Here is a 24,574-nt window from a genome sequence, read left to right on the forward strand (position 1 = left end):
GCGGTCAGCCCGGGTCGGCGATCGTGGCGCGCTCGTCCGGGTGGTCGACGTGGTAGCGGATGGTGTCGGCGAGGTACGCCGCGTCGATGTGCAGCAGGCTCACCGGGATGTCCACACTGGGCAGATACGGCCCCGGGACTGGCGCCGCGTTGCGGTACACCCGCAGGCTCGCCGGCCGCCGCCTGGTCGGCGACGCCGGGCCGCCCGGCAGGAGGTCGTGCCACGCCAGCACGTTGACGGTCCACAGCCGCTTGACGGTGACGCCGTGCGCGTCGAGGACCGCCACGGGCCGGCGCAGCAGCAGGAAACCGACCGCGAAGAGCCAGCAGACGCCCACCGCGACCGTGGTCCAGTGGTCGAGGTCGACGACGACCCGGCGGTCGTCGCCGCGGCCCACGGTGCCGTGGTTCACGAGGCCCGCCGACAGGTACATGATCATGATCGCCATGCCGCTCGCGAAGACGGGCGAGGTGGGTGCCACGAGGCGGCCCGGGCGTCGCTCGAACGCGGCCGGCCGCCGGTCCCCGCGCGTGAGGACCAGGAGGATGCCGAACGGGACCGCGCCCGCGGCCAGCAGCCCGCTGAGCGTCGCCAGCAGGTAGTACGAGCGGTCGAAGGACCGGAAGGCCACCTCACTCCACCACGTCTCGGCCAGGACGCGCAGGCCGAAGGCGAGCAGGCCCAGCGGCACGGCGGCCCAGCGGATGGCGGTCGGCGACAACACGATCCCAACGTAAGGGACGCCGCCCCACGCCCGGGCGCGACCGCGGAAGATGCGCTCAACCGGGACGAGCGCCGGCGTGCTACCAAGGGTGAGACCGTTGACGGCAGAGGAGCACGGGTGAGCGGGATCTGGGTGGCCGGCAACGCGGTCGTCGTGCTCACCAGCCTCGTCATCACGTCCTACCTCTACCACCTGCGGGTCCCCGCGGTCGGTCGCCGGTGGCCGTGGGTCAGCGCGACGATCATCGCTGTCACCGCGGTCGTCACCGGTCTGCAGTTCGCCAGTCCCGGACTGCTGGACGCGTTGCGCCGCGACCCCGACGGCCTGCTCGACGGCGAGGTGTGGCGGCTGGTCGCGCCGCTTTTCGTGCAGCCCCACGGGGTGACGCAGGTCGTCCTCAACGGGTTCCTGGCGCTGATCTTCCTGCCGGTGGCCGAGCGGCTCTACGGCAACGGGCTGTGGCTCGTCTACCTCGGCCCCGGTGTGGTGTACCAGATCGTCAACGTCACGTTGTTCCCCGACAACGGTGGCGGGTCGTCGACGGCCATCTTCGGGGCGATGGGCGCGATCCACGCGTACGTGCTGCGCCACGGGGCCGGTTCCGCGCCGTCACCGCGGATCGACAAGCCGTTCATGGTCATCTCGTCGATATCCGTCGCCGCGGCCGTGGTCCTCGCGGTCTTCCGGGACGGCCACGGCTGGGGGCTGCTCGCGGGCGCGCTCTTCGCGCTCGCGTTCCTGCGGCCGGACCGGCCGGTGGCTGGGCGCCGCGCCGACGGCACCGCGTTGCCGGTCAGGAACGGTTGACGGTGCGCGTCAGCGCCGCCGCGACGGCGGTGAACAGGATCCACCCCATCGCCGTGAGCACGTAGGCCAGCCACCGCGCCTGCCCGGCCAACCCGAACGCGCTCTCCTGCCCGAGACTGACGATGGGAATGAGCAGATCCAGGGTGTAGAGCAGCGGGTGGAAGGCGGCGGCGCCCGGCCCGCGCTGCGGCGGGTACCAGTTGAACACCGTGGTGCCGATGGCGGCGAGCGTGAGCAGCCACATCGCCGCCCGCCCGGGGCGGTAGCCGTACCCGACCAGGCCGTCCTGCAGCAGGCCCCACACCACGGCGGACGGGGCGAGCTGCCGGCGGCGGCGGCGTTGCTTGGCCAACAGCACCGTGCGCGCCTCGGCGTCGTACCCGATATGCCGGTAGAACGCCGCGAGCCGCTCGTACGGCTGCGGCCGGAAACCGTCCGGATCCCGGTCCAGCCACGGCAGCCGGTCCCGGGCGGCGCCGGCCGGTTCGAGTGCCGTGTACGTGACGCCGTCAAGGTGGAGGACGGACGGCCAGCGTCGCGGGTCGTCGCGCAGCACCCCGACCCGGGCGTGGCGCAGGTCCACCGTGCCGTCGACGCGCTCGGGCAGCAGGAACAGCTGTCCGGCCCGCAGGCCCCAGGCGTCCAGCGAAACGCCACCGGGGTTGCTCAGGCTCGCGCCGGTCAGGTTGACCTCGCCGGTCACCTCGGCCCCGCGCAGGCACAGCTCCCCGTCGACCCGCAGCCCTTCCCTGCCGATGATGGCGCCGCCGACCCGGGCGCCGGCCAGCTCGACGTTGCCCGTGACGGCCGTGGACTGCAGGTAGAGGTGCCGGCCCACCTGGACCGCGTCGCCGAGCACCGCGACCGTCCGGTCGCCGTAGGTCTCCGGCGGCAGCGAGGAGGCCGTCAGCCGGGCCCAGTCGAAGTCAAGGTCACCGCTGACGTGCACGCCGTAGATCACGACGGCGCCCGTGACGGTGGCCTTGAAGAAGCTGAGGTTGCCCTCGACGCTCGCGCCGAACGCGTCCAGGCCCGGTAGGGTGCTGCCCTCGAAGGAGCAGCCGCGCAGGGTGGCGAACGAGAGGTGGGGCGCGTCGTCGAAGGTGCAGTCGATGAGTTCGACGGCGGACGCTACGTCAGCCTGGTACAGGTCGAGCCGACCCGCCACGTCCGCGCCCCGCAGTCGCAGCGCCGCCCGATGCCCCGGCTCGGCCGGGTGCGCGCCCAGCAGCAGCGCCCGGATCACCTGGGCGCGCACGGCGCGCGGGTCATCCGGGGTGAGCGCCACCTCCGCCCCGTGCGGGAAGGCATCCCACAGCCGCTGCTCCGCCGGGGACAACGCACCGAGTTCGGCTGGCACCACCCCCGTACCCTGACGGCTACGCGCCGTTGAGGCAAGCGCGGCCCCACGGACCTCGGCAGATACGCTCGGCCCATGAGCCTGGAGTGGGAGCAGATCATCGTGAAGGCGCACGACACGACGGCCCTCGGGTCGTGGTGGCGGGAGGCGCTCGGCTGGGTGGTCATCGACGACGACCCCCGGTGGTACGAGATCCGCCCGGCCGAGGACCGCATGCCCGGGCTCCTGTTCGTGGCCACGACCGAGCCGAAGACCGGCCCGAACCGCCTGCACATCGACCTGCGCCCGGACGACCGGGACGCGGAGGTCGAGCGGCTCAGCGCGCTCGGCGCGACGCGGGCCGACATCGGCCAGGGCGAACAGCCGTGGGTGGTGCTGACCGACCCGGAGGGCAACGAGTTCTGCGTCCTGTCATCCCGGCGGGGGTGACAGCAGCTTCGCCGCCCGCGCCGCGAGATGCTGACGTTCGGGCAGGCTGGTGGCCCGCGCGGCCGCCTCCCGGTAGTCGGTGAGCGCCGCGTCGAGCAGCCCGGCCAGCTCGCGCATGTGCCCGCGCGCCGCGAGCAGCCGGTGGTGGCTGGCCATCCGCGCGTCGGACTCGAGCGGCGCCAGCGCGGCGAGGCCCGCTTCCGGGCCGTGCACCATGCCGACCGCTACCGCCCGGTTGAGGGTCACGGCCGGGCCGGGGTCGACGCGGTCGAGCAGGTCGTACAGGCCCAGGATCTGCGGCCAGTCGGTGGCCGCCATGTCGGGCGCCTCGTCGTGCACGGCCGCGATGGCGGCCTGCAGCTGGTACGGCCCCGGCCCGCCCTGGGTCAGCGCCCGCGTGACGAGGCCGACGCCCTCCTCGATGAGCGGGGCGCTCCACAGTGTCCGGTCCTGGTCGGCGAGCGGTACGAGCGCCCCGTCGGCGCCGACGCGGGCCGGCCGGCGGGCGTCGGTGAGCAGCATGAGCGCGAGCAGGCCGGCCACCTCCGGGTCGTCGGGCAGCAGCCGGCGCAGCCACCGGGCCAGCCGGATCGCCTCGTCCGACAGGTGCGTGGCGGTCAGCTCCGGCCCCCCGGAGGTCACATAGCCCTCGTTGAAAATCAGATACAACACGTGGAGTACGGCGCGCAGGCGCGCGGGACGGTCGGCCGCGGACGGCATCGCCAGCGGCGTACCCGCGGATTTTATGGTCTGTTTTGCGCGGCTGATGCGCTGCGCCATCGTCGCCTCGGGGACCAGGAACGCGGCCGCGATCTGGGCGGTCGTGAGGCCGCCCAGCGCCCGCAGGGTCAGGGCGATCTGGCTCGGTGCGGACAGGTCCGGGTGGCAGCACGCGAACAACAGGCGCAGCGAGTCGTCGCGGTCCGCGTCGTGATCGGCGTCGGCGGGCCGGCCCAGCAGCTCGGCCTGCGGGGTCGCCACGAACCGGGCCACCTCGCGGCGTCGGCGCGCGGCGGCGGCCCGGAACTCGTCGAGGGCCCGGTTCTGGGCGACGGTGACGAGCCAGCCGCGCGGGTTGTCGGGCACGCCGCCGGCGGGCCAGTGGGTGGCCGCGCGCAGCAGGGCGTCCTGGACGGCGTCCTCGCACGCGTCGAAGGCGCCGTAGCGGCGGATCAGCGCGCCGAGGACCTGCGGCGCCAGCTCGCGCAGCAGGTCCTCGACGCGCCGGTCGGTGGTCACGCTTCGGGCGCCTCGTGCAGGATCGGCCACAGCTCGACGGGGTCCTTGTCGGCCCAGGGAATGTCCGCGGCGATCTCCAGGGCCCGCTCGTCGCTCGCGACGTCGAGCAGGTAGAAACTCGCGATGTACTCCTTGGTCTCCAGGTACGGGCCGTCGGTGATGGCCGGGGCACCGGCGACGCGGGTCACCTGCCGGGCCGCGACGGCGTCCGACAGGCCGTAGGCGCCGAGCAGCTCGCCGGTCTCCTTGTACTTCCGGTTGAAGGCGTCCTGCTTGGCGACCTCCGCCGAGAACGTCTCCGGCGGGATCGAGGCCCACTTCTCCTGGTTGCCGTAGATCAACAGCAGGTACTTCATCGTTGGCCCCTCTCCGGGCTCCGCCGCACCCCGGTGGCGCGGTCACACCACCCAGACGGAGCCGCCCGGCGATCCTCGACATCGCCCCGGAGATCTATTCTCGCGCGGTCACCACGGCCTGCGGCACGGGCTCGCGCATCCGGGCGACCAGCAGCCACCAGATCACGAGTTGCACGACGCCGAGGGCGAGGGCGTACGGCATGAGGGTCCACAGGCCGACGCCCTGGGCGATGGCGCCCGCCACCCAGGGCAGCGCGGCGCCGCCGACCAGGGACATGCCGTTGAGGATGCCGATCGCGGTCGGGACGAGGCGCTCCTCGGTCACCTCGGGCATCACGGCGATGGCGGTCGGGAACAGCGGGCCGAGGAAGAAGCCCAACGCGACGAAACCGATGCCGGCCGCGGCCGCGACGGGGGCGACCCACACGAGGAGCGAGGAGATGATCACGCCGAACAGGCAGGCGAACATCATCCGGGCCGAGGTCCAGCCCAGCCGGGTCGCCAGCGGGCTGATCACGAAGCGGCCGACGGTGAGGCCCAGCCAGTACCCGCTGATGATCCAACCGGCGGCCAGGTCGCCGACCGCGTGCTCGCCGACCGCGTAGGTGAAGCCCCAGTTGCCCACGCCGAGTTCGAGGCCCACGTACACGCCGAGGAAGCTGGCGGCCAGCAGGACGGCCGGCGAGCGCAGGACGGGGCCGAGCAGGCGCTGCCTGCCCGTCGTCGTCGTGCCCGCGGCCCCGTTGGTGCGGGGGTAGACGAGCAGGAACGCGACGGTGAGCGCGACGCCGGCCAACGCCAGCAGCAGCCAGACCATCGTCCACTGCCGGCCGAGGTCGTGCAGGACCCACGCGGCGAACGGCGGGCCGACCAGCGCGCCCACGCCGAAGAACCCGTGCAGGCGGTTGATCAGGGTGGTGGCCGCCGGCAGGGTCGCCAGGTAGGCGTTGAGCACGGTCTCCAGCACGCCGATCGCGTAGCCGGCCAGGATCTGCATCGCCACGTACACCCAGAAGAGCGGCCGGGCCGCGGCGGCCAGCGCCGCCACGACGAACACGCCGCCGGCGGCGACCAGGGTCAGCCGGGTGCCGAACCGGTGCATCAGCGCGCCGCTGGTGGCCCCGGCCAGGAAGAAGCCGGCCGAGAACGTGAAGAAGGTCAGGCCGATGGTCGCCATGTCGACGTGGTAGTCGTCGATCTGCGCGGGTAGCAGCACGGTGCCGACCCCGGCGTTGATCCCCACAAAGACGAAGGCGACGTACGCCAGCACGACAGGCGCGCGCCACGAACCGAGCGAGACGGACAAACGGGCCTCCACGGTCCGGACCAGGGGCTGACAGGGCGTCCGGACACCCTACGTGGACCCGGTCAGCTGCTCCTAGGAGATTTTCTTCACCTGTCGAAACATCCCGACCGACGCGGGCGCGGTGTCGACGAAGCCGAACTGCCGGTAGAGATGCTGGGCGTCGCCGTCGGCGATCAGCGACAGGTACGCCGAGGCCGGCGCCCGCCGGTCGTACTCGTCGAGCAGCGCCCGCATGATCAGCTTACCGAGGCCCCTGCCCTGGTGCTCCGGCAGCACGCAGATGTCCACGACCTGGAAGAAACACCCGCCGTCCCCGACGATCCGCCCCATCCCGACGGCCTCACCGCCCCGCCGGACGGTGACGCCGCACCACGTGTTCGGCAGCCCTTTCTCGGCCGCTTCGACGCCCTTCGGGCTGAGCCCGGCCGCCTCCCGCAACCGCCGGTACTCCCCCACGCCGGGCACCTCGCCCCGCACCTCGTACTCCTCGCGCATGAGGTCACCGTTACACGATCCCGGTGCTATGGCGCCATAGCACTGGAATCCCGGCCCGTATACCAACGCTATGGCGCCAAACGTCGCAGCAGGTCCGATGTCGCCGCCCACGGGTGCCAAGTCGCGCCCAGCTCAGACGCATATCCAGCAGTAGAGGCGGTCGTCCGCGGCGCGGGCGCGACGGGCGAGCCCGACCAGTTCGGCGAGCTTCTCCCGCAGCATCTCCACGTCCTCGTCGTCGAGCCGGGACCACCTCGCGAACTCCTCGATCGTCGCCCACCATGCCGCGAGCTCGCGGAACCTGTCGTCCGGCAGGTCGGCCAGCGTGTCGCGGGCCTCGTCAGCGATCCGCACCACCCACGGTCCCTCGTCCTCCGCAGGCTCGACGAGCCCGGTGCCCATGGTCCCGGGACTCCACGGCACGTCGCGGATGTGGGCCACGACCTTGCCGACGACCACGTCCGGGTCCAGCGACTTGGCTTCGACGACGTCGACGGCCGATCCGTCGGCATGTGTGGCCCCGTACCAGTCGCCGTTGGCGGCCAGCAGGTCGACCACGGTCGCGTCGTCCGACGCGCGGAAGTAGTCATACAGAACACCCACGGGGGCACCTCACCACATTCCCCGCCCAAGCCGCGACCCCGCGCCCCAGAAGATCATCTTGCTCTTATCGATGCACCGGCGGGATCCCAAGGTGTGGACCGCGCGCTCAGCCCTCCAGGCGGACCCGGACGAGCAGGTCGTGCAGGGCGTCGCCGGCCGTCGGCGCCTCCGGCAGCGAGCTGGCCGCGGCGGCGGCGTCGAGCGTCTCGTTCAGGCGGGTCACGTCGGTCGCCAGGCGGTCGGCCGCGACGATGTCGCCGAGCGCCGCGTGCTCGCCGAGGCGTTTGGCGGCGATGAGGTCCGCGACGTAGGGCAGGTCGTGGTCGGGCCACAGGGCGTCGAGGTCCGCGACCACCTCGCCGGTCCGCATCAGGTGGATGCCGGTGAGCAGGACGCGCAGCGTGTACAGGGCGGGCTTGAGCTGGCCGGTCTGCCCGTACAGGCGCCACTGGGTGGCGGCGAAGCCGCGGTAGTGGTGCGCGTGCCGGCTGGTCAGGCACGCCGGGGCGAGCGCGACCAGCTCCCGGTGCACGTCGCCGGTGGCGACCACGAGCGGCGAGAGCAGCTGCTCGGCCACGTACCCGTTGGGGCGCAGCAGCAGGCGGCAGAACTTGGCCAGGTCGTGGGTCACGAGGTCGAGCTCGACCCCGTCCCGGTCGCCCATGTGCTGCAGCGTCTCCGGCCCGGGGCGCAGCCCGACCACCTCGGCGGCCGGCAGGGAGTGCACGCCGCGCAGGTCCACGTCCGAGTCGACGGACGCGAACCCGTAGAGGTGGGCGCCCGACACCGTGGCGAAGATCAGCGGGTACGGCTGGGAGGCGGCGACCTCGCCGAGCCACGCCGGCAGGGCGGTGTCAAGATCGACGGTTGTCATCGAGGGTCTCCCGGGGGTCGGCTACGGACGACGAAGTGTCCCACCAGCCGGATCGGTCATGAGATCTTTTTTCTCAAGATTCGCGCAGGATGCCCGATCAGGAGCCTTGACCACACGGCGACCCGGACGGAGCGGTACTGCGGATGACCTGGCTGAGCAACGTACGGGTGCGGACCAAGCTCGCGATCCTCGTCACCACCGGCGTGGTCGGGGTGGGCGTGGGCCTCGTCGTCAACATCAGCTCGCAGACGGCCGCGGCCGACCGCGCGGCGGAGCTGGTCCGCTCCGCCGCCCTGACGCGCACCGCGCTCGAGGCCGACATGGCCCACGACGCGATCCGCGGCGACATCCTGCGCGCGGTGGTCGCCGGCACCGGCAGCGGCGAGATCGCGGCCGACCTGGCCGCGCACACCGAGATCATGCGTAGCCACCTCGCCGAACTGAGCGGCGCGGACGTCCCGACGAGCGTCTCGGCCGCCGCGACCGCCGTCCGGCCGGTGGTCGACGACTACCTCCGCATCGCCCAGCAGACGCTCGACAACGCGGCGCAGGCCCGCGACGGCGCGTCGCTGAACGACTTCAACGCCGCCTTCGCCGCGGTGGAGACCCAGCTGCCCGCGGTCAGCGACGCGCTGGACCGCTACGGCAGCGAGGTCGACGCGTCCGTGCGGGCCGAGCAGCGGCAGGCCCGCACGGTCGGCATCGCGGTCTGGACGCTCTCGACGATCCTGCTGGTGACGTTGGGCGCGCTCGTCACGGCGAGTGTCGTCCGGCCGCTGCGCCGCGTCTCCGGCGTGCTGGGCGGCCTCGCGAAGGGCGACCTGACCCGCACCGCCGAGGTGACGTCCCGGGACGAGATCGGCACGATGGCCGGGCTCCTGGACACCGCGATCGGCACCATGCGCGAGACGGTCGCCGAGCTCACCGCCTCCGCGGACCTCGTCGCCGCCACCGCGCAGCAGGCCGCGCACGCCTCCGAGCGCATCGCGGGTTCGGCGGGGCGCACCTTCGAACGGGCCGTCGAGGCTGCCGCGACCACGCGCACGGTGGGCGCGAGCGTCACCGACGCGGCGAACGGCAACGCCGAGATCGGCGTCTCCATCAACGAGATCGCGCGCAACACCACCGACGCGGCGCAGGTCGCGACCGGCGCCGTCGCCATCGCGGCGACCACCGACACGATCATGGAACAGCTCGGCACCGCCTCGGCGGAGATCGGCGACGTCGTGCGCCTCATCAGCCGCATCGCCGATCAGACGAACCTGCTCGCGCTCAACGCGACCATCGAGGCCGCCCGCGCCGGCGAGGCCGGCAAGGGGTTCGCGGTCGTCGCCAGCGAGGTCAAGGATCTCGCCCAGGAGACGGGGCGGGCCACCCAGGACATCACCCGGCAGGTGGCCACCATCCAGGCCGGGGCCGCGAACGCGGCCGGCGCGATCGGTGAGATCACAGCCGTCATCGGGCAGATCAGCGAGTTCCAGACCATGATCGCCTCGACCGTGGCGCAGCAGAGCGCGACGACGGGTCACCTGAGCCAGACCATGGCCGCCGCCGTCGGCCAGAGCACCGCGATCGGCGAGACGATCACCACGATCGCGGCGGCGAGCGAACAGACCTCCACCGACGCCGCCGACTCGCTGCGGGCCGCCCGGCACCTGGCCCAGACCGCCGTGGAGCTGCGGCAGCTGGCCGGCCGCTTCACCGCCTGAGATCGTCGGCCGCGCCGGCGCGTCGGGTGCGGACCAGGAAGTCCGCCACCGCGGCCCGGTCGGGCTCCGCCGGCAGCGCCGTCGCGCGGGCCGCCGCGTCGAGGTCGGCGCGCAGCTCCGCGGCCCACGCGGCGACGTCGTCCCACCCAAGCGCGCCGGCGCGCACAGCGAGCAGCCGGTCGCGGTGCGCCGACACGTCGACGAGCACGTCGCCGGGGGGGGGGGCNCATCAGCAGCCGCAGCATGTGCATGGCCTGCTTCCAGCGGATCTCCCCGGTGCGCGCCCGGGCGGCGTCGAGGCGGTTGAGCTGCTCCCGGGCGTACTCCCCGTAGGTTTTTGCCAGGCGCGTGGACAGGAACGCGCCACGCAGGGCGAGCAGCTCGCGGCCGGTGTCGGTGACGTGTTCGACGAGCGGTGACCACAGGCATTCGAGCACGGTCGGGTTTGCCGTGAGCGCGAGCTCGCAGAAGCGGCGCAGCTCCCAGGAGAACTGCTCCTCGGCGGGCCCGTCGAGGTGGGTCGGCGGGTCGTCGAGGCCCCAGAACGCGGGCGTCGGGACGACGAAGACCCCGCGCCGGTCGATGTCCGAGTCGGGCCCGTCCAGGCCGTAGGCCCGCGAACCCACCACACAGGAGTACGCCGTGTGCGCGCGCACCAGGTCGTGGGGATCATCCCCCGGGCGCCACGTCACAGGTTGTCCGGCCAGGCGAGGTGGCCCGCGCGCAGGTCGTCGAGGATGCCCCGGACGTAGGCGAGCTCGGCCTCGAGGACCCGCTGCTGGTACTCGGTCTCGATGAGGAACAGCCGGGGCACGAACGAGCTGACCTGCGTCATCTCCTCGCCCAGGGCGGTGATCCGCTCGGCGAGCCGGTCGGCGCGCACCGTCAGCGCTTCGATGGCCCGGGCCGGCGCGAGGTTGGGCAGGAACGACAGGGCGGCCGGGAACTCGGGGAACTCCGCCGCCGGGGTGGACAGCATGGCGAACAGCCACGCTCGCAGCGTGTCGCGGCCGGCGCCCGTGATCCGGTAGGTGGTGCGCTCGGGGCGGTTCTCGGCGCGCTCGGTGGACTCGACCTCGACGAGGCCGTCGCGGGCCAGGCGCTGGATCGTCTGGTAGAGGCTCGTGCGCTGGCTGACGTTGACGACGTCGTCCTTGTGCCGCTCCTTGATCAGCTGCTGCATCCGGTACGCGTGCATCGGCTCCTCGGTGAGCATCGACAGCACGGCTAGGGCCAGCACGGATCGTCGCGGTTCCGACATGGTCACGATCCTAAAGGCCTTGACCCGACCATAGTCATAATATGTATAGTGTAGTTATGACTAGCCGAGCATTGATCATCGGGGGCGGCATCGCGGGTCCGGTCACCGCCCTGGCACTGCGCAAGGCGGGGCTCGACCCCGTCGTCTACGAGGCCTACGACAAGGGCTCTGACGGCGTCGGGGCGTTCCTCACCCTCGCCGAGAACGGTCTGGCCGCCCTCGAGGTGCTCGACCTGAGCCTCGCGGACCTCGGCATGGACACCCCGGCGATGGTCATGGTCAGCCGGGGCCGCGAGCTGGCCACGGCCCCGATGCGGGCCCGCACGGTCACCCGCGCCGAGCTGTACTCGGCGCTGCGCGACGAGGCCGTGCGCCGCGGCGTCGCCGTGGAGTACGGCAAGCGGCTCGTCGACGCCGAGACCACCCCGACCGGCGTGCGCGCCCGGTTCGCCGACGGCACCACGGCCGAGGGCGACATCCTCATCGGCGCGGACGGGCTCCGCTCGCGCACCCGCACGATCATCGACCCGAAGGCGCCGGCCGCACGGCACATCGGCCTGCTCAACACGGGCGGCTACGCCCACGGCCTGAGCCTGCCCGGCCGGCCCGGCGTGGCGCACTTCGTCTTCGGCCGCCGCTGCTTCTTCGGCTACCTCAGCCACCCCGACGGCGGCGTGTGGTGGTTCGCCAACCCGCCCGCGAAGCGGGAGCCGACCCGCGAGGAGCTGGCCGCCATCACGCCCGGACAGTGGCGCGCCCGCCTGGTCGACCTCTTCGCCGACGACACCGGCCCGATGCTCGACATCATCGCGGCGACCGGGCACATCTTCCCGGCCTGGAACACCTACGACTTCCCGCGCGTGCCCACCTGGCACAACGACCGCATGGTGCTCGTCGGCGACGCGGTGCACGCCGCCTCGCCGTCGTCGGGTCAGGGCGCGTCGCTGGCCATCGAGGACGCCGTGGTCCTCGGCCGGTGCCTGCGCGACCTCGACGACCCGGCGGTCGCGTTCACGGCGTTCCGGGCCGCCCGCCGCCAGCGGGTCGAGCGGGTCGTCGCGCAGGGCAGGCGCAACGGCAACGGCAAGATGCAGGGGCCGGTCGGGGCCGCGATCCGCGACCTCATCCTGCCCGTCGTGATGCGCCGGGTGGCCGAGAAGGATCTGCTCGGCTGGATGTACGACTACCGCGTCGACTGGGACGAGCCGGCGACGGCACCCCGCTAGCCTGCCGGGCATGGCGGACGACCGGGCGCTGGCGCGCCGCTGACCACTGTCGACACTGCTGCCGGTGGTCGGCGTGCTCGCGTGGGCCTGAGGAAAGGTCACCTACGTGCGGAACTCCCGCCCGGAGCTCCGCACGCAAGGCCGGTAACGTCAGGCGTTCTGGACGACGTCGACCATCCAGGGGATGCCGTAGCGGTCCACGCAGGCGCCGAAGGTGTCGCCCCACATCTGCTTCTCGAAGGGGACCGTGACCGTGCCGTCGGCGGAGAGCTTCTCCCAGTAGCCGCTGAGCAGGTCGGCGTCCTCGCCGCTCAGGCTGATCGAGATAGTGTCGCCCGGGTTGTGGGCCATGCCCGGCGGGGTGTCCGACGCCATGATCGTGTATCCGGCGTCGGTGTCCAGCTTGGCGTGCATGATCTGGTCCGCGATCTCGGGGTCGGGCGCGCCGGCCTCGCCGAAGGTGTTCAGGGTCAGTGAGCCGCCGAAGACGGTCCGGTAGAACTCCATCGCCTCGCGGGCGGTGCCGGCGAAGCTCAGGTACGGGTTGAGCACGGATCCCATGGGATCTCCCCTGGTCGGTGACTGTGCCTTCACCCGCAGGTTATCGGTGGCCGGGCCGGCCGGCACGGCAATCGCGGGCGTTTCGCGCCGCATGACCGACCGTCGGACCGCGATCCTGAGGATCCCTAATCCATACATCGGAACGCGCGATTGCCCTCCGGCGCGGCCGACCTAAGCTGGCCGCGACGGGTACCCGGCTGGCAACCGGCCGGGGCACCCGCGTTGAGCCCACAAGGTTTCAGCAGGCATCACTGCGCGTCCACTGTGGACGCCAGCATGCGCCGCTGGCAACGTTGCCCGCGGCGCCACGGGGGATCTGACGCGATGATGACCATGCCAGGTGACGGCATGGCGTGCCCTGGCGCACGCCTACCGACCAAGGAACCCGCGACCGCGTTCAGCTGGCCCGCCCGGTGGCAGGCCGAGCTCGACCAGGCGAAGATCGACTTCCCGGGGGTCACCTACACCCCGTGAGTCACCCGTGCCGGGGCCGCCCAACCGGGCGGCCCCGGCCGTCTCACGTCGTAGAGTCGCAACCGTGGACGGTGGGACGATGGTCGGCTTCGGCCACAAGCAGGCCTGGCTGGCCGTGCGCGACGGGGCTGCCGCCGTGGCCGCGCTCGGCCTGCGCGACCTCGGGCCGGCGCCCTGGCGCACGGCCGTCGACATGGCGTACCTGACCGACAACCGGCTGGTCGTCACCCCGCCGCTGCCCGGCGCGGGCGGGGCCTGGCAGCTCGTGGCCGGCCGCTGGCTGATGCTCCGCTATCACGACCTCGACATCGCGAAGCTCTCCGTCGACCTCGGCACGGAGGTGCAGCTGTTCGCCACGCACCGCGTCGTCGAGACCCACCGGTGGGCGCGCGCCGCGCACGGGACGGTGCTGCGCGAGTTCGGGTACGCCGGGGACACCGGCGAGCTCGTCGCGTGGCACGGCCGGCCGGACGAGGTGGAGACCGCCCTCGGACTGCCCGCCGAACCCGACGACGACGTGGACATCCTGGTGTCCGAGCACGACGTCATGACGGTCGCCCGCGCGTGGAGCGTCGATCCCACCAGCATCGACCGGCAGCCCGCCGCCGGACCGCCGCGCGTCGCCGCCGCCTGACCCGGACTGTTCGCCCACGAGCGGGAGCCGCTAACGTCATCGACCATGACCCATCCGACGCCCGGCGATCCCCAGGCGACGGACGCCGCCCGGAGGCCTGACAGCCGGCGCGACGCGCTGGCGGTCGTGGTCGTCATCGCCGCGTTCACGGTCGCCGGGCAACAGCTTCAGCTCCTCGTCGAGTACGTCGCCAGCCTCGCGCTCCCCGACGCTGAGGTCGTGCTCGCACTCGCGCCCGGCGGCCTGCCCGGGGTTATCGGTACGAGCGCCTGCTGGCTCACGGTGGGCGTCGCCGTGGCGCTCGGCCGGCAGGGCCCGGCGACCGCCTGCGCGTGGGTGGGCGTGATCATCGTGACCTGCGGCGCGTCGCCCTGGATCGTGATGCTCCTGGCGGCCGCGCCGGACCTCGCGCTGGTCGCGGCCATCTGGCCGCTGACCCTCGGCATCGGCGCCGCAGGGGCGCTCAGCGTGCGCGGCGCCGTCGCGCGCGGGCACGCCGTGCTCGGCAGACGCGGGCTGACGCGGCTGCTTGTCGCCGGGGCGGTCATCGCCTGCTCGGGCGTCGTCGTTCTCCTGCTCTTCATGCTCCGCGGCTGGGTCGTGCCCGGGCCGCTGTTGGCGGTCGCCGCGGTCGTGGTGACGATCCTGGTGCCGCTCGCCCTCGTCGTGGCCGCCGTCGCGGGCATCGAACCCCGCACGCGCGGGCGGGTCCACGCCGTCCTGGGCGCGGCCGTGGTCGCGTACGCGGGCGTCCAGTTCCTCCTGCCCCTGCCGTTGGCGCTGACTCTGCAGCAGCTCGCGCGCTGACGGGGCAGCGCGACTGTCGCGCGGAGGCTACCGTCCGGTCATCACCACACGGCGGACGGGGAGGAACCGGGTGGCGGAGGAAGACGACGCCGGGCGCGGCACGTGGTACGACGCGGCGGCGGTGCTGGCGGTCATAGCGGTGCTCGCCCTGGCCGGGCGGCAACTGCGGCCGCTGGTCGAACAGGGCGCCTTTCTCGCCCGTACCGGTGAGGGGTTGGCGCCCTTGTCCGGTGTGGCCTGGGCGCGCGCCGCGGTCTGGCTCGTCGCGGGCGTCGCGGTGCTTGTCGGGCGCACGCGGGTGGCCGTCGTCGCCGCGTGGGCGGGCGTGGCCGTCGAGCTCGCCGCGACGTCGGAGCTGCTGGGCCGCCCGCCGGGCTTCGAGGTGCCGGCCGGGCTGCTGGCGTGGCCGGTGCTGCTGGCGGCCGCGGCGGCGGTGCTGGTCAGCGTGCCCGGCGCGGTGGAACGCGGGCTGGACCTGTTGGGCCGGCTCGGGCGGATGGCGGTCGTGGCCGCCGCCGCGACGTTCGCGCTCATGGCCGCCGCGGTTCCGCTGCTCGGCGACGTCTACGACACGCCCGCCGACGCTTTCGACCCGGACTTCCTCCCGCGCTTCGTCATCTCGTCCGTGCTCCACGCGTGGGTCGTGGCGGTCGGGATCGCCGCGCCGGTGGGCCTGGTGATCGCCGCCCTCGCCTCGGCGGACCGAGCCGTCCGGCCGAAGGCGTTTCTCCTGGTCGGCGTGCTCGCGCTCGGGTACGTGCTGGTGCAGCAGGGGATGATGCCGATGCCGTTCGGGCTGTAGGGCGGCGGGCGCCCGCGTGACAACCTTTCGGCGCACACTGCCGTGGTAGTGGATATGAACGCCGAACCCGTGAGCGTCCCGGAGGCCACGGAGCTGTCCGACGCGCATCCGCGCGTCGAGGGCACGCCGCCCGGCAGCCGGGACGAGCAGTTCGCGGCCTTCGTCGCCGCCGTCGGTCCGTACCTGCTGCGCGTCGCGCTGCTGCTGGCCGGCAACCGTGGGCACGCCGAGGACCTGGTGCAGACCACCTTCGAACGCACCTACCGGTCGTGGGACCGCGCGCAGCGCGCCGACGCCCGGGCGTACGCCCGCAAGGTGCTGGTGAACCTGCGGATCGACCGGTGGCGCGGCACGCGTCGGGAGGTGCTGACGTCCCCGGACGCGCTGCCCGAGCACACGGTGGCCGGCCACGCCGACGCGGTCGACGAACGCAACGAGGTCATCCGGGCGCTGGCGGTGCTGCCGTTGGCGCAGCGACGGGTCGTGGTGCTGCGGCACCTGCTCGACCTCACCGAGTCCGAGACCGCCCGCGAGCTGGGCATCTCGGTCGGCAGTGTCAAGTCCCACAACGCCCGGGCCCTGGCCCGGCTGCGCACCCTGATCACGGAAGGAGGGCAGTGATGGACCCCGTTGTTGAGTACCTGCGCGCGAACGCCCCGGGCCTGCCTGCGGCGCCGTTCGACGCGCGCGCCGTCACCGCCCGCGCGCGCCGCGCGCTGCGCCGCCGGCGGTTCCGGCACGCCGCCGCGGCGGTCGCCGGCACGACCGCCGCCTACCTGGCGCTGTCCGTCGCGGGTCCGCTGCCCGTGCCGGGCCACGGCGAGGTGAGCCTGCCCGGCAGCGGCGCTATCGCCGGGCTCGTGGAGAGAATCGCCCCGGGTCGCCCGCTCGGCGACGCCAAGCGGCTCGCCGACGTGGACCGCCTCGACCGCCAGGTGCTGCCACTGGCGCAACAGCTCGACCTCTATTTCTACCTGCACTCGCCGCAGGACTGCCGCGTCCTGGAGTACCCCCACGGCAACTACCGCGACGGGGACGCGGTGTGCGGGGACGACGTGGCGCCGTTCGACGCCAGGGCCGCGACGGACTACGCCGACCTGGCGGCCGCGATCGAACGGTCCGGTGTGGACGTCGAGCGCGTCTTCCGCGACCGGGGCGGGCTCTACTTCCAGCTGGAGGACTTCTCCCTGCAGTACAACTACCAGTATGTGTACCTGCCCGACGGCGCCGCGCCGCCGCCGAACCGCTTCGCCGTCGAGGAGTGGACGAACGTCCGCGGCGACTGGTGGTTCCACCGTGACCACGACGACTGACGACGGCGGAAGGGGCGGCCCGCCGTGGCGGGCCGCCCCTTCGTTCGCGGCGCCTAGACCTTGGCGGGCTCGCGCTCCTCGACGGCCTCCGGCGTGTCCGGGCCGAGGAAGTCGTAGCCCGACTCGCGGTGCACCGAGTCGATGCCCTCCTGCTCCACGTCGGCGGCCACGCGCAGGCCCACGACGAGGTCCATCACCTTCGCGATGGCGAAGGTGATGATGAACGAGTACGCCAGCACGGCGCCGGCCGCGATGGCCTGCGCGATGAGCAGCTCGAAGCCGCCGCCGAAGAACAGGCCGTCGCGGCCGTTCGGGGCGTCGGCCGTGGCGACCAGGCCGATCATCAGCGTGCCGATGATGCCGCCGACCAGGTGCACGCCGACCACGTCGAGCGAGTCGTCGTAGCCGAAGCGGTACTTGAGGTTGACGGCCAGGGCGCAGACGGCGCCGGCCACGACGCCGATGATGAGCGCGCCGAGCGGGTTGACCGCGCCGCAGGCCGGGGTGATCGCGACCAGGCCGGCGACGATGCCGGAGGACTTGCCGAGCGAGGTCATGGCGCCGCCCTTGACCCGCTCGACCACGATCCAGGCCAGCGCGGCGGCGGCCGCGGCGGAGATGGTGTTGAGCACGACCACCGAGGCGGCGTTGCCCGACGACAGGGCGGAGCCGCCGTTGAAGCCGAGCCAACCGAACCACAGCAGGCCCGCGCCGAGCGCGGTGAGCGGCAGGTTGTGCGGCTTGTGCGGGGCGTTCGGCCAGCCGGTGCGCTTGCCGAGCACCAGCACGACGGCCAGGGCCGCGACGCCGGCGTTGATGTGCACGGCCGTGCCGCCGGCGAAGTCGATGGCCTTGACCTTGTTGGCGATGAAGCCGCCGATGACGCTGCCGTCGGCGGCGTCGAACGCGAACACCCAGTGGGCGATCGGCAGGTAGACCAGGGTGGCCCAGATGCCGGTGAAGACGAGCCACGCGCCGAACTTCATCCGGTCGGCGACGCCGCCGGCGATGAGCGCGGTGGTCAGCGCGGCGAACAGCATCTGGAAGACCGCGAACAGCGACGCCGGGATCGTGGCGTCCGGGTTGTCCGCGATCAGCCCGCCGAGGCCGAAGTTCGCGGTGTCCAGGCCGAGGATGCCGGCGCCGCCGATCGAGTCACCGAAGGCGAACGAGTAGCCGTAGATGACCCAGATGAAGCAGACCACGGCCACGGCGCCGAAGGTCATCATGACCATGTTGATGACCCGCTTGGCGCCGACCATGCCGCCGTAGAACAGCGCCAGGCCGGGGACCATGAGCAGGACCAGCGCGGTGCTGGCGAGCAGCCACGCGGTACTTCCACTGTCCACTAAAGACTCCTTGAGTATCCTGTCAGGAAACCATGTTGGCCTGCAGTGAACTCAAAGGTCGTTTCGCGGGATAGCGCCGTTTGTTAAGCGACCATTTCCAACAAGGAAAAGCTCACGCTTCGCGGTCCTGGTCGCCGTACGACGTGATGGACAGGAAGCGGACGGGCAGCTCGACGAGCTCCGCCGGGCCGTGCGGGCCCGCGCCGTCGAACTGCAGGGCGTCGCCGGGCCGCATCGTGTAGCGGCTGTCGCCGTAGCCGTACACCATGACGCCCTCCAACATGTAGAGGAACTCCGTGCCGGGGTGCTGGAAGAGCGGGAACACCTCGCTGGACTCGGTGAGCGTGACGTGCACCGGCTCCATCCGCTTGTGCACCCCGCGCAGGCCACCCAGCAGCAGGTAGTGGTGGCCGGCCCGGGTCCCCCGCCGGACGATCTCGGCGCCGCTGCCGGCCGGGGTGAAGACCGCCTCCCGCCCGGTGTCCACGCCCCGGAACAGCGCGGTGACAGGCACCGACAGCCCGGCGGCGAGCCGGCCGAGCGTGGTCAGGCTGCAGGAGGTCTGCGCGTTCTCGATCTTCGAAAGCATCGCCTTGGACAGGCCGATGGCGGCCGCCAGCTGCGCGATGGACAGCCCGGCGGCCTGCCGGTACTCGCGCACCCGCGCCGCGATGGTCTTCTCCAGCGCGCCGTCGGCGAAAGGTCCGCCGGATTCGGTCATCCGATCATGCTAGTGACCGCGTGCGCGCGCAGCGTGAACCGCGGGTCGTAGGTGCGCCCGCCCAGCGCGAGGGTCGCCGCGATCTCGCCGATGAGCGGCGCGAACTTGGCCCCGTGCCCGGAACACGGCGAACAGACCACGATCGGGCCCACCCGGTCGATGAGGAAGTCCTCGTTGGCCGTGCTCGTGTAGAGGCAGCTCGCCGGCGCGAACGGCGCCGGCTCCAGGCCAGGGAAACGCGTGGCGAGCAGGGCGCGCAGCCGCTCCCGCGACGCCGGGTCGATCGCGAAGTCGCGCGCGTCGGCCGTCGTGACGTGCCCGCCGTCGTGCTCGGCCAGCTTGACCGCGCCGCCCGGCCCGCCGTCGCGCCCGCCCGGCAGCCCGTAGACCTGCGCATCCGGTCCTTTGTAGACGAACACCGGCCAGTCGGCGGCCGGGTCGCGGCGCGGGAAGTGGAACACCTGCTGCTGCGTCACCCGCAGGGGCGGCAGCGCCACGACGTCGCCGAGCAGGTCCGGCAGCCACGGCCCGGCGGCGACAACCACCACATCCGCGACCCGTGTGGCCCCGCCGGCCAGGTGGACGCGCGCGCCGGCGCCGCGTCGGTCGATCCTGACCACCGGGGTACGGGCGACGGCCCGCGCCCCGGCCGTCACCGCCGCGGCGATCATCGCCCGGACGGCCCGGTCGGCGTCGACGACGCCGGCCTCGGGATGGAACAGCACGGGCCCGTCGAAGGCGAACCCGGGCCACCGCTTCGCCGCCTCGTCGGCCGTGAGCAGCGTGTGTGCCACGCCCTGCCCGGCGAGCGCCGCCGCGATGCCGACCGGGTCGCGCACCGACCCGTAGTCCAGCCCGCCGGTGACCTTGAGCAGCGGCGTGCCGCTCGCCGACTCCAGCGACCGCCACAGTTCGGCGGCCTCGCCGGTCATCCGCACGTACAGCGGGTCGCGGTAGGCGCGGCGGAAGATGCGCGCGCTGCCGTGCGAGCTGCCGGCCGCGTGGCCGAACTCGCGCGCCTCGTAGAGGGTGACGGCGGCGCCGAGGCGGGCCAGCGCCAGGGCGGTGGCCGAGCCCATGAGGCCGGCCCCGACGACGGCTACGTGGACGGGCACCGCGTCACCGCCCCTCCCGGCCGGGGATCCAGTCGGTGCCGGCCAGCGGCACGCGGGCCATGGCCGCCGCCTCGACGGTGAGCGCGACGAGGTCCTCCGGCTCCAGGTGGTGCACGTCGGCCTTGCCGCAGGCGCGGGCCAGCATGGTGGTCTCCATGGCCAGGGCGCGCAGGTAGTTGGCGACCCGCCGGCCGCCCTCGACCGGGTCGAGGCGCGTCGACAGCGCCGGGTCCTGCGTGGCGACGCCGACCGGGCAGCCGCCCGTGTGGCAGGCCACGCACGACCCGGGCGCCATGCCCAGCGCGGCGTAGCCGGGACGGGCGTCGCCGCGGGTGCCGTCCGGGCCGTCGTACTCAGTGTCGTTGCAGCCCAGGGCGATGAGGGCGCCGACGCCGAGGGAGACGGCGTCCGCGCCGAGCGCGAGGGCCTTGGCCACGTCGGCGCCGGAGCGGATGCCGCCCGAGGCGATGAGCTTCACGTGGTCGTTGCCGGCCAGGGCGTCGGCGGCCTGGCGCACGGCGGCGAGCGTGGGGATGCCGGTGTGCTCGATGAACGCGTCCTGGGTGGCGCCCGTGCCGCCCTGCATGCCGTCGACCACGACCACGTCGGCGCCGGCCGCGACCGCGAGGCGCACGTCGTGGAACGTGCGGGTGGCGCCGACCTTGACGTAGATCGGCACCCGCCAGTCGGTCGCCTCGCGCAGCTCCTCGATCTTGATGCGCAGGTCGTCGGGGCCGGTCCAGTCGGGGTGGCGGCTGGCCGAGCGCTGGTCGACGCCCTCGGGCAGGGTGCGCATCGCGGCCACCCGCGCGCCGACCTTCTGGCCCAGCAGCATCCCGCCGCCGCCCGGCTTGGCGCCCTGGCCCAGGACGATCTCGACGGCGTCGGCGGCGCGCAGGTCGTCGGGGTTGAACCCGTAGCGCGACGGCAGGCACTGGTACACCAGGGTTTTCGAGCTCCTACGCTCCTCGGGGGTCATGCCGCCGTCGCCGGTGGTGGTCGACGTGCCGACCTCCGACGCGGCGCGCCCGAGCGCCTCCTTGGCCTGCGCGGACAGCGAGCCGAACGACATGCCCGCGATGGTGATCGGGATGTCGAGGACGACCGGCTCCCGGGCGTTGCGCTCGCCGAGCACCGTGCGGGTCGCGCACCGCTCCCGGTAGCCCTCCAGCGGGTAGCGCGACGCGCTCGCCGTGAGCAGCAGCAGGTCGTCGAAGTTGGGCACGGCCCGCCGGGCGCCCATGCCGCGGATCGGGTAACGGCCCAGCCGCGCCCGCTCCCGGATCTCGCCCAGCACGTCCGGGTTGAACGTGTAGTTCTCGCTCATGCCGTCGCCTCCGCTGCGCTCTGGCGCCGGAGCTGATGGTTCGCTCGCTGACGCTCGCTCATGCGTCCCCCGTTCAGTACGCGTCGTGGGCGTGGGTGTCGAAGTGGTACAGCTGGCGGGCGGAGGCCACCCGGGTCACGTTGCGGGGGTCGACGTGGTCGAAGCCGTACCGGTCGACGAGGTCGGTGACGGTCTTGACGTCCGTCTCGGTCAACTCCTCGATCCGGGCGTCCGTGCCGAGACCGCGGACGCGGCCGGCCACGTAGATGACCGCCTCGTAGAGCGAGTCGCCCAGGTGGGGACCCGCGTCGCCGCCGATGAGCACGGTGCCGGCCTGGGCGAGGAACCCGCAGTACGCCCCGACGTCGCCGGCGATCGCGACCGTGGCGCCCTTGAGCGAGATGGCCGCGCGCAGCGACGCGTCGCCGTCCACGACGATGGTGCCGCCGTGGGCCGAGGCGGCCGCGCTCTGGCTGGCGTTGCCGCGCACCCGGACCAGCCCGGACATGAGGTTCTCGCCGACGCCCCAGCCGGCCGGGCCGTCGACGACGACGGTGGCCCGTTTGCCCAGGCCGCCGACGTAGTAGCCGGCCGGGCCCGCGATCCTGACCGTCACGTCGTTGTCCAGCCCGACGGCGAGGTTGTGCCGACCCATCGGGTTGAGGACGGTGACCTCATCGCCGGCGCGCAGCTCCCGCAGCGAGCGGTTGACGTCGCGGACCGACATCCGGTCAAGGTCTAGCGGGTCCACGAGTAGACCTCCTCCGGCTCGGGCTCGAACACCCGCGCGCCCTCGACACCGGGCAGGGTGGCGAGCGCCCGGTACTCGGAGGCCATCGCGACCCAGCGGTCGGTCTCGGCGATGAGCGCCGGCTTGCACGCGATCGCGTCGCGGACGACCGCGAAGCTGTCGGCCGTACTCACCAGAAGGGTGTAGAAGCCGTCGAAGCGCTCACACAGCCGGCGCAGGCCCTTCTCCACGTCGTCGCCCGCCGCGAGACGGTGCGCGAGGAAGCGCGCCCCCACCTCGGAGTCGTTGTCGCTGTCGAACGCGACGCCGTCGCCGATCAGCTCGCGGCGGATCGTGGCGTGGTTGGCGAACGAGCCGTTGTGCACCAGGCACACGCCGTCCTCGACGGAGAACGGGTGGCAGTGCGCGGCGGTCACCGCCGACTCGGTGGCCATCCGGGTATGCGCGACGGCCTGGTAGCCGGTGACGGTGTCGAGCCCGAACCGGTCGGCGAGCGTCACCGGGTGGCCGACGCCCTTGAGGATCGCGAGGCCCGGCCCGCGGCCGACGATGACCGCGTGCGGCAGCGCGGCCGCGACCCTTGTCGCGAGGACCTCGGTCGGCACCGGAGCGCTGACCAGCGTGACATCGCCGCGACTGGCGACCGTCACGCCTTCCATAGCCACTTCGGACGGGTCGGTGCCGAGCAGGGACACCGTCGCCTGCCCGACCGGGGCGAGGGAGTCGTCGCCGTAGACCGCGATACCGGCCGAGTCCGGACCGCGCTCGGACACCTGGCACAGCATGCCGCGCAGCAGCGCGCCCAGGCGCGGGCGCAGCGCGTCGTCGCGCAGGTGCAGGCCCACGATGCCGCACATGTGCTGGTCCTTTCTACACGGCGGTGAGGTACCGGGTGGTCTCCCAGCCCGTCACCGTGTTGTGCCAGGCGAGGAACTCCCCGCGCTTGCGGTCGGCGTAGTAGCCGCTTACGCCCTCCCCCGCCGCGTCGAGCGCGCCCGCCACGAGCGGGTCGGCGCGCAGCGCGTCCACCGCGTGCAGCAGGGTGACCGGCAGCTCGACGGCGCTCGTCGGGTGTTCGCCCGGGCCGCAGGGCGCACCCGGGTCGGCCTTGCGCTCGATGCCGTCCACCCCGGCGGTGAGCAGCGCCGCGATCGCCAGGTACGGGTTGGCCGAGCCGTCGCCGCCGCGCACCTCGATCCGGTTGCCGTCCGGCACGCGGATGAGGTGGGTGCGGTCGTTGCCGCCGTAGCTGGCTTGATTCGGCGCCCACGTCGCGCCCGACGTGGTCGAGACCGCGCCGCGCCGCTTGTACGAGTTGACCGTCGGCGCCAGCACCGACAGCAGCCCGGGCGCGTGGTCGAGCACCCCGCCGACGAACCCGTACGCCAGCTCGGACAGGCCCAGCCCGCGCGCGTCGTAGGGGTCGGGGAACAGCGGGTCGTCGTCGCGCCACAGCGACAGGTGCAGGTGCAGGCCGTTGCCCGTACGGTCGGCGAACGGCTTGGGCATGAAGGTGGCCAGCATGCCCCGCTGCTCGGCGAGCATCGCGATCAGGTAGCGGGCCGTGATGACCCGGTCGGCCGTGGTGAGCGCGTCGGCGAAGGTGAAGTTCTGCTCGAACTGGCCGTTGGCGTCCTCGTGGTCGTTGGCGTAGTTGCCCCAGCCGAGGGAGTTCATGGCGGTGGACACGGCCGCGAGGTGGTCGTACATGCGGGTCACGCCGCGCGCGTCGTAGCAGGGCTGGGCCGCCTTGTCGTCGCCGTCGGCGGTGCGCAGGCCGGCCGACGTGTCGCGGTCGAGCAGGAAGTACTCCACCTCGGCGCCGACCCGGGCGTCGTAGCCGGACGCCGCGAGCCGCGCCAGCGTCGCCTTGAGGATGACCCGCGGCGCGTACGGCCACGGCGCGCCCTCCACGTGCGGGTCGCAGTGCACCATCGCGAGCCCGTCGCGCAGGAACGGCAGCGCCATGAAACTCGCCGGGTCCGGGATGGCCATGATGTCGGGGTCGCACGGCTGCTGGCCGAGTGCGCCGGCCGCGTACCCGGCGAAGCCGACGCCCTCGGTGGCGAGCGTCTCGAGCGCCTCAACGGGCACCAGCTTGGCGCACGGCTTGCCGTCGAGGTCCACGAACGTGGCCAGGATGAACCGCGTCGCGTGCTCGTCCGCGAGCGCGCGCAGCGCTGGGAGCCGATCCGTCACCGTCACACCTCGGGTCTCGGTTCACTGGGGGGAACTCGGGTTGAACGGAAGTAGACCCCGCGATTGTTGCCGCCGAATGCGCGGCCCGTGTCACCTCGGTTTCGAGCCCGGTGGCCGCGCCTTGACGTGATC

At 73.0% G+C, this 24,574-nt stretch carries 27 protein-coding genes and 1 pseudogene; 10 read left to right on the forward strand and 18 right to left on the reverse strand.

What is annotated here, in order from left to right; translation table 11 throughout:
- Window positions 1-4: 4 nt before the first annotated feature.
- Complete coding sequence (locus ABD211_RS19510) at window positions 5-724, reverse strand: hypothetical protein (RefSeq protein ID WP_344133692.1); 720 nt, start codon at window positions 722-724, stop codon at window positions 5-7.
- 117 nt (window positions 725-841) lie between these two features.
- Here ABD211_RS19510 and ABD211_RS19515 point away from each other — a divergent pair, with 117 nt between their 5' ends.
- Window positions 842-1,531 (forward strand): rhomboid family intramembrane serine protease, encoded by a 690-nt coding sequence (locus ABD211_RS19515; RefSeq protein WP_344133694.1) that lies wholly within the window; start codon window positions 842-844, stop codon window positions 1,529-1,531.
- Here the strand turns inward: ABD211_RS19515 and ABD211_RS19520 are convergent.
- Entirely contained in the window at window positions 1,518-2,894 is a 1,377-nt protein-coding gene (locus ABD211_RS19520; protein WP_344133697.1) for a hypothetical protein, read from the reverse strand. The genes ABD211_RS19515 and ABD211_RS19520 overlap by 14 nt on opposite strands.
- 72 nt (window positions 2,895-2,966) lie before the next feature.
- Here ABD211_RS19520 and ABD211_RS19525 point away from each other — a divergent pair, with 72 nt between their 5' ends.
- Entirely contained in the window at window positions 2,967-3,320 is a 354-nt protein-coding gene (locus ABD211_RS19525; protein WP_344133700.1) for a VOC family protein, read from the forward strand.
- Here ABD211_RS19525 and ABD211_RS19530 read toward each other — a convergent pair.
- The 6 genes from ABD211_RS19530 to ABD211_RS19555 all read right to left on the reverse strand — a co-directional run bounded on the left by ABD211_RS19530 (window position 3,303) and on the right by ABD211_RS19555 (window position 8,193).
- Window positions 3,303-4,559 carry an RNA polymerase sigma factor gene (locus ABD211_RS19530; RefSeq protein ID WP_344133703.1) on the reverse strand — a complete coding sequence of 419 codons (1,257 nt, stop codon included), beginning with the start codon at window positions 4,557-4,559 and terminating at the stop codon, window positions 3,303-3,305. The genes ABD211_RS19525 and ABD211_RS19530 overlap by 18 nt on opposite strands.
- On the reverse strand, window positions 4,556-4,915 hold the full coding sequence (locus tag ABD211_RS19535; RefSeq protein ID WP_344133706.1) for a YciI family protein: 360 nt from the start codon (window positions 4,913-4,915) through the stop codon (window positions 4,556-4,558). The genes ABD211_RS19530 and ABD211_RS19535 overlap by 4 nt, the downstream gene beginning before the upstream one ends.
- Window positions 4,916-5,009: 94 nt before the next feature.
- Window positions 5,010-6,221, reverse strand: coding sequence for an MFS transporter (locus ABD211_RS19540; RefSeq protein ID WP_344133709.1), 1,212 nt, complete (start codon window positions 6,219-6,221; stop codon window positions 5,010-5,012).
- A gap of 72 nt (window positions 6,222-6,293) precedes the next feature.
- Window positions 6,294-6,716 carry a GNAT family N-acetyltransferase gene (locus ABD211_RS19545; protein WP_344133711.1) on the reverse strand — a complete coding sequence of 141 codons (423 nt, stop codon included), beginning with the start codon at window positions 6,714-6,716 and terminating at the stop codon, window positions 6,294-6,296.
- 132 nt (window positions 6,717-6,848) lie between these two features.
- Window positions 6,849-7,319: a hypothetical protein gene (locus ABD211_RS19550; RefSeq protein WP_344133714.1), complete on the reverse strand. Its 471-nt coding sequence runs from the start codon at window positions 7,317-7,319 to the stop codon at window positions 6,849-6,851.
- A gap of 106 nt (window positions 7,320-7,425) precedes the next feature.
- Entirely contained in the window at window positions 7,426-8,193 is a 768-nt protein-coding gene (locus ABD211_RS19555) for a nucleotidyltransferase domain-containing protein (RefSeq protein ID WP_344133717.1), read from the reverse strand.
- A 143-nt stretch (window positions 8,194-8,336) separates the two neighbouring features.
- On the opposite strand from ABD211_RS19555, the gene ABD211_RS19560 reads away from it, so the two are divergent.
- Window positions 8,337-9,902, forward strand: coding sequence for a methyl-accepting chemotaxis protein (locus ABD211_RS19560; RefSeq protein WP_344133719.1), 1,566 nt, complete (start codon window positions 8,337-8,339; stop codon window positions 9,900-9,902).
- Here ABD211_RS19560 and ABD211_RS19565 read toward each other — a convergent pair.
- Window positions 9,892-10,594 (reverse strand): annotated as a pseudogene (locus ABD211_RS19565) (nucleotidyltransferase domain-containing protein). The gene ABD211_RS19560 and the pseudogene ABD211_RS19565 sit on opposite strands and share 11 nt — an antisense overlap.
- A complete protein-coding gene (locus ABD211_RS19570; RefSeq protein WP_344133722.1) occupies window positions 10,591-11,163 on the reverse strand; it encodes a PadR family transcriptional regulator in 573 nt (190 codons plus the stop codon). The pseudogene ABD211_RS19565 and the gene ABD211_RS19570 overlap by 4 nt, the downstream one beginning before the upstream one ends.
- Window positions 11,164-11,219: 56 nt before the next feature.
- On the opposite strand from ABD211_RS19570, the gene ABD211_RS19575 reads away from it, so the two are divergent.
- Window positions 11,220-12,389: an FAD-dependent oxidoreductase gene (locus tag ABD211_RS19575; RefSeq protein WP_344133724.1), complete on the forward strand. Its 1,170-nt coding sequence runs from the start codon at window positions 11,220-11,222 to the stop codon at window positions 12,387-12,389.
- A gap of 150 nt (window positions 12,390-12,539) precedes the next feature.
- Here the strand turns inward: ABD211_RS19575 and ABD211_RS19580 are convergent, their stop codons facing one another.
- Entirely contained in the window at window positions 12,540-12,950 is a 411-nt protein-coding gene (locus ABD211_RS19580; RefSeq protein ID WP_344133727.1) for a VOC family protein, read from the reverse strand.
- 348 nt (window positions 12,951-13,298) lie between these two features.
- Here ABD211_RS19580 and ABD211_RS19585 point away from each other — a divergent pair, with 348 nt between their 5' ends.
- The 6 genes from ABD211_RS19585 to ABD211_RS19610 all read left to right on the forward strand — a co-directional run bounded on the left by ABD211_RS19585 (window position 13,299) and on the right by ABD211_RS19610 (window position 16,980).
- Window positions 13,299-13,424 carry a hypothetical protein gene (locus ABD211_RS19585; RefSeq protein ID WP_344133730.1) on the forward strand — a complete coding sequence of 42 codons (126 nt, stop codon included), beginning with the start codon at window positions 13,299-13,301 and terminating at the stop codon, window positions 13,422-13,424.
- Between the two features lie 64 nt (window positions 13,425-13,488).
- Window positions 13,489-14,058 carry a hypothetical protein gene (locus tag ABD211_RS19590; RefSeq protein ID WP_344133733.1) on the forward strand — a complete coding sequence of 190 codons (570 nt, stop codon included), beginning with the start codon at window positions 13,489-13,491 and terminating at the stop codon, window positions 14,056-14,058.
- Between the two features lie 45 nt (window positions 14,059-14,103).
- Complete coding sequence (locus ABD211_RS19595; protein ID WP_344133736.1) at window positions 14,104-14,865, forward strand: hypothetical protein; 762 nt, start codon at window positions 14,104-14,106, stop codon at window positions 14,863-14,865.
- A 70-nt stretch (window positions 14,866-14,935) separates the two neighbouring features.
- Window positions 14,936-15,667: a hypothetical protein gene (locus ABD211_RS19600; RefSeq protein ID WP_344133740.1), complete on the forward strand. Its 732-nt coding sequence runs from the start codon at window positions 14,936-14,938 to the stop codon at window positions 15,665-15,667.
- Between the two features lie 54 nt (window positions 15,668-15,721).
- Window positions 15,722-16,288 (forward strand): SigE family RNA polymerase sigma factor, encoded by a 567-nt coding sequence (locus tag ABD211_RS19605; RefSeq protein WP_344133743.1) that lies wholly within the window; start codon window positions 15,722-15,724, stop codon window positions 16,286-16,288.
- Window positions 16,288-16,980 (forward strand): hypothetical protein, encoded by a 693-nt coding sequence (locus ABD211_RS19610; RefSeq protein WP_344133746.1) that lies wholly within the window; start codon window positions 16,288-16,290, stop codon window positions 16,978-16,980. The genes ABD211_RS19605 and ABD211_RS19610 overlap by 1 nt, the downstream gene beginning before the upstream one ends.
- Before the next feature lie 53 nt (window positions 16,981-17,033).
- Here ABD211_RS19610 and ABD211_RS19615 read toward each other — a convergent pair whose 3' ends face one another.
- The 7 genes from ABD211_RS19615 to glnT form a co-directional block, all read right to left on the reverse strand.
- Window positions 17,034-18,329 carry an ammonium transporter gene (locus ABD211_RS19615; RefSeq protein ID WP_344133749.1) on the reverse strand — a complete coding sequence of 432 codons (1,296 nt, stop codon included), beginning with the start codon at window positions 18,327-18,329 and terminating at the stop codon, window positions 17,034-17,036.
- A 112-nt stretch (window positions 18,330-18,441) separates the two neighbouring features.
- Complete coding sequence (locus tag ABD211_RS19620) at window positions 18,442-19,050, reverse strand: helix-turn-helix domain-containing protein (RefSeq protein WP_344133752.1); 609 nt, start codon at window positions 19,048-19,050, stop codon at window positions 18,442-18,444.
- Window positions 19,047-20,165 (reverse strand): FAD-dependent oxidoreductase, encoded by a 1,119-nt coding sequence (locus ABD211_RS19625; protein ID WP_344133755.1) that lies wholly within the window; start codon window positions 20,163-20,165, stop codon window positions 19,047-19,049. Before ABD211_RS19625 ends, ABD211_RS19620 begins: the two co-directional genes overlap by 4 nt.
- A gap of 4 nt (window positions 20,166-20,169) precedes the next feature.
- Window positions 20,170-21,492, reverse strand: a complete 1,323-nt coding sequence (locus ABD211_RS19630) for an FMN-binding glutamate synthase family protein (RefSeq protein ID WP_344133759.1) — start codon at window positions 21,490-21,492, stop codon at window positions 20,170-20,172.
- Between the two features lie 73 nt (window positions 21,493-21,565).
- The gene (locus ABD211_RS19635) at window positions 21,566-22,243 is read right to left on the reverse strand and encodes a GltB/FmdC/FwdC-like GXGXG domain-containing protein (RefSeq protein WP_344133762.1); all 678 of its coding nucleotides are present in this window, start codon (window positions 22,241-22,243) and stop codon (window positions 21,566-21,568) included.
- The gene (locus ABD211_RS19640; protein WP_344133765.1) at window positions 22,231-23,100 is read right to left on the reverse strand and encodes a class II glutamine amidotransferase domain-containing protein; all 870 of its coding nucleotides are present in this window, start codon (window positions 23,098-23,100) and stop codon (window positions 22,231-22,233) included. The genes ABD211_RS19635 and ABD211_RS19640 overlap by 13 nt, the downstream gene beginning before the upstream one ends.
- Before the next feature lie 13 nt (window positions 23,101-23,113).
- Window positions 23,114-24,442: a type III glutamate--ammonia ligase gene (gene glnT, locus ABD211_RS19645; protein ID WP_344133768.1), complete on the reverse strand. Its 1,329-nt coding sequence runs from the start codon at window positions 24,440-24,442 to the stop codon at window positions 23,114-23,116.
- Window positions 24,443-24,574 lie beyond the last annotated feature (132 nt).

This window comes from Luedemannella flava (genome assembly GCF_039528515.1).
In the GTDB taxonomy this organism is placed as follows: domain Bacteria; phylum Actinomycetota; class Actinomycetes; order Mycobacteriales; family Micromonosporaceae; genus Luedemannella; species Luedemannella flava.

Excerpts from the sequence above, each read along its gene's own strand:
- ABD211_RS19525 (WP_344133700.1), top strand. The coding sequence starts at position 2,967 with ATGAGCCTGGAGTGGGAGCAGATCATCGTGAAGGCGCACGACACGACG.
- ABD211_RS19535 (WP_344133706.1), bottom strand. The coding sequence starts at position 4,915 with ATGAAGTACCTGCTGTTGATCTACGGCAACCAGGAGAAGTGGGCCTCG.
- ABD211_RS19545 (WP_344133711.1), bottom strand. The coding sequence starts at position 6,716 with ATGCGCGAGGAGTACGAGGTGCGGGGCGAGGTGCCCGGCGTGGGGGAG.
- ABD211_RS19555 (WP_344133717.1), bottom strand. The coding sequence starts at position 8,193 with ATGACAACCGTCGATCTTGACACCGCCCTGCCGGCGTGGCTCGGCGAG.
- ABD211_RS19560 (WP_344133719.1), top strand. The coding sequence starts at position 8,337 with ATGACCTGGCTGAGCAACGTACGGGTGCGGACCAAGCTCGCGATCCTC.
- ABD211_RS19570 (WP_344133722.1), bottom strand. The coding sequence starts at position 11,163 with ATGTCGGAACCGCGACGATCCGTGCTGGCCCTAGCCGTGCTGTCGATG.
- ABD211_RS19575 (WP_344133724.1), top strand. The coding sequence starts at position 11,220 with ATGACTAGCCGAGCATTGATCATCGGGGGCGGCATCGCGGGTCCGGTC.
- ABD211_RS19580 (WP_344133727.1), bottom strand. The coding sequence starts at position 12,950 with ATGGGATCCGTGCTCAACCCGTACCTGAGCTTCGCCGGCACCGCCCGC.
- ABD211_RS19585 (WP_344133730.1), top strand. The coding sequence starts at position 13,299 with ATGGCGTGCCCTGGCGCACGCCTACCGACCAAGGAACCCGCGACCGCG.
- ABD211_RS19595 (WP_344133736.1), top strand. The coding sequence starts at position 14,104 with ATGACCCATCCGACGCCCGGCGATCCCCAGGCGACGGACGCCGCCCGG.
- ABD211_RS19605 (WP_344133743.1), top strand. The coding sequence starts at position 15,722 with ATGAACGCCGAACCCGTGAGCGTCCCGGAGGCCACGGAGCTGTCCGAC.
- ABD211_RS19610 (WP_344133746.1), top strand. The coding sequence starts at position 16,288 with ATGGACCCCGTTGTTGAGTACCTGCGCGCGAACGCCCCGGGCCTGCCT.
- ABD211_RS19620 (WP_344133752.1), bottom strand. The coding sequence starts at position 19,050 with ATGACCGAATCCGGCGGACCTTTCGCCGACGGCGCGCTGGAGAAGACC.
- ABD211_RS19630 (WP_344133759.1), bottom strand. The coding sequence starts at position 21,492 with ATGAGCGAGAACTACACGTTCAACCCGGACGTGCTGGGCGAGATCCGG.
- ABD211_RS19640 (WP_344133765.1), bottom strand. The coding sequence starts at position 23,100 with ATGTGCGGCATCGTGGGCCTGCACCTGCGCGACGACGCGCTGCGCCCG.